Raw genomic sequence first — 2,898 nt, forward strand, 5'->3', positions numbered from 1 at the left:
CCTGGACACCGGCGGCGAGCGGATCTTCCCGCTCGCGCCGCTGCCCACGGCGGACGCGGCGGCGCTGTTCGCCGACCGCGCGGCGGCGGGGCTGCCCGGGTTCGCCCTGGACGAGGCCAACGAAGCGGACGTGACGGAGCTGTGCCGCCGCCTGGACGGGATCCCGCTGGCCGTCGAGCTGGCGGCGGGCCGGCTGCGGGCGCTCTCCCCCGCGCAGCTGCTCTCCCGCCTCGGCGACCGCTTCGCGCTGCTCACCGGGACCCGGCGCGACGTGCCGCCGCGCCACCAGACCCTGCGTACGGCCATCGGCTGGAGCCATGAGCTGTGCACGACGGGCGAGCGCCTGCTGTGGTCGCGGCTCTCGGTGTTCTGCGGCCCCTTCGACCTGGAGGCGGTCGAGTACATCTGCAGCGGCGAAGGTCTGCACGCCGACGACGTGCTCGACGTACTGGGCGAACTGCTCGCCCAGTCCGTCGTGGCCCGCGAGGAAGGGCCGACGGGCGTCCGCTACCGCATGCTCGACACGGTCCGGGCGTACGGCGCCGACTGGCTGGAGGCGACCGGTGACGCCGCGCGGATGCGGCGCCGGCACCGCGACTGGTACATGGGGCTCGCGACCTGGTGCGAGCTGGACTGGTTCTCGCCGCGCCAGGCGCGGGTCGCCGAGCTCGTCGACTGCGAACTGCCCAATCTGCGGGGCGCCCTGGAGTACTGCCTGACCGAGCCGGACGAGACGCACCTGGGGCAGTATCTGGCGGGCAGCCTGTGGTTCTACTGGGTCGGCTGCGGTCGGCTCGCGGAGGGCCGGCACTGGCTCGACCGGGCGCTCGAACTGGACGGCGACCACGACGACTCGCGCCTCAAGGCGTTGTGGGTGCTCGGCTATGTCGCGGTCCTCCAGGGCGACACGGTCGCCGCGCTCGCCGCGCTCCAGGAGTGCAAGGACGAGGCGGAACGGACCGGCAGCGCCATCGCCGGCGCGTACGCCGTGCACCGCATCGGCTGCCTCGCGCTCCTGGCCGACGACATGGAGCGGGCCGAGTCCCTGCTGCGCTCGGCCCTCGACCAGTACCACGAGATCGGCGAGCTCAACAGCAACGTCCTGATGGGCCAGGTCGAGCTGGCGATGGCCCTCGCCTTCCGCGGCGAGATCGCCGACGCGGTCGTGCTCTGCGAGGACGTACGCCAGGTCTGCGAGGACCACGGCGAGCGCTGGACTCTCGCGTACGCCCTCTATGTGCTGGGCTTCGCGGCCTGGACGCGCGGTGAGCCCGCGACCGCCCGTGACCTGGTCATGCAGTGCCTCGCCCTGGACCACGCGTTCAACGACCTGCTCGGCACGGTGCTCGCGATCGAGCTGCTCGCCCTGTTCACGGCGGTGGAGGGTGATCCGGCCGAGGCCGCGGTCCTCCAGGGCGCGGCGTCCCGCATCTGGCCCTCGGTGGGGCCCCCGCTGTTCGGCTCGGGGAACTTCGGCGGGCCGCACGCGCTGTGCGAGGCGCAGGCCCGCGAGCAGCTGGGCGACGCGCGCTACGAGGAGTGCCTGGCCGCCGGGGCGCGGCTGACTGCGGACGCGGCGGTGTCGCGTGCCCTGCGCACGCACGCCGGGGGCAACGCGAAAACCCGCCGCCCGCCCCTCCGTGAAGGAAGGACGGGCGACGGGCTGAAGCAGGGAGAGCTACGTCCGGGTCAGCGGGCGTAGTACTCGACGACGAGCTGCTCGTCGCAGATCACGGGGATCTCCTTGCGGTTCGGGTCACGGTCCAGGCGGAAGGCCAGGGCCTTCAGGTTGACCTGGAGGTAACGCGGGATCTCGCCGTCGGGGGCGAAGCCGCCCTCACGGGAGACCTGGAACAGCGGCTTCTCGCGGCTGCGCTCGCGGACCATCACGACGTCGTCGGGACGGACGCGGAACGACGGCTTGTCGACCTTGCCGCCGTTGACCTCGATGTGGCCGTGGCTGACCATCTGACGGGCCTGGTAGATCGTGCGGGCGATGCCCGAACGCAGGATCAGGGCGTCGAGACGGCGCTCGAGCTCGATGACCAGAGCCTCGCCGGTCTTGCCTTCGGCCTTCTTGGCGCGGTCGTACGCACGGGCCATCTGCTTCTCGCTGATGTCGTACTGCGCGCGCAGACGCTGCTTCTCGAGCAGACGGACCTTGTAGTCCGAGTTCTGCTTGCGCCCACGGCCGTGCTCGCCCGGCGGGTAGGGGCGGGCCTCGAAGTACTTGACGGCCTTCGGGGTCAGCGCGATGCCGAGGGCACGCGACTTCTTGACCTTGGGGCGGGACTGGTTCGTCATGAACCAACCTCTCTGTTCAGTGTGAAATCGGCTTCACCAGGGTTAGGGGAGGTCGCATCCGCAGCCCGGGAAACCCATCGGATCCGGTGGTACTGGATCAGGCGGGCAGCCGCTCCCAGGTCTGGGCACTATGTGCAGCACGCGAGTGGCCCACCGACCGTTTCCCGGAGTACGGGAGGGTGGTGGGCTGCCCGCGACACCTTCGACGGTGCGCGACGCTCCTGGAGATCCCTGGACGGTGAGGTCCGGGGCTCCGGCTGGATGTCCCGTTCTGGTGGTGCCGGTACGAGACCGGACACGGGACGCAGCACTTCGGGCAAGTGTACCGGGTGACAGGGGGTGCCTCCGCCGCGAGCCCGGCCGGGGGCTCGGCTGCGGGCTCCGGTGCGGACTCAGCCGCAGGTCGCGAGGAGGTCCTGGAGGGCCAGCTTCTCGGGGGGCGTGACCGTGAGCTCGTACTTTGCCTTGATTCCGGTCCAGCGGCGGCCGTACTCGCACCAGTATTCCTTGCGCGGGGGTCTCCACTTGTCGGGGGTCTTGCTGCTCTTCGTGTAGTTGGTCTCCTTGTCCGCGGCGAGCAGGACGTCCAGGTCC

General features: G+C 71.2%; 2 protein-coding genes and 1 pseudogene. 1 reads left to right on the top strand and 2 read right to left on the bottom strand.

Annotated features, from left to right (window positions below; translation table 11 throughout):
* Positions 1-1,702: ATP-binding protein (locus ACQKIP_RS44230; protein WP_427745582.1), on the top strand; the 1,702-nt coding region annotated here is incomplete at its 5' end.
* Here the strand turns inward: ACQKIP_RS44230 and rpsD are convergent.
* Positions 1,690-2,304, bottom strand: coding sequence for a 30S ribosomal protein S4 (gene rpsD, locus ACQKIP_RS44235; protein WP_361192551.1), 615 nt, complete (start codon positions 2,302-2,304; stop codon positions 1,690-1,692). The genes ACQKIP_RS44230 and rpsD overlap by 13 nt on opposite strands.
* 392 nt (positions 2,305-2,696) lie before the next feature.
* Positions 2,697-2,898, bottom strand: a pseudogene (locus ACQKIP_RS44240) (HNH endonuclease family protein); the annotation flags it as partial.

It is taken from the genome of Streptomyces sp. NPDC059900 (assembly GCF_050270335.1).
In the GTDB taxonomy this organism is placed as follows: Bacteria; Actinomycetota; Actinomycetes; order Streptomycetales; family Streptomycetaceae; genus Streptomyces.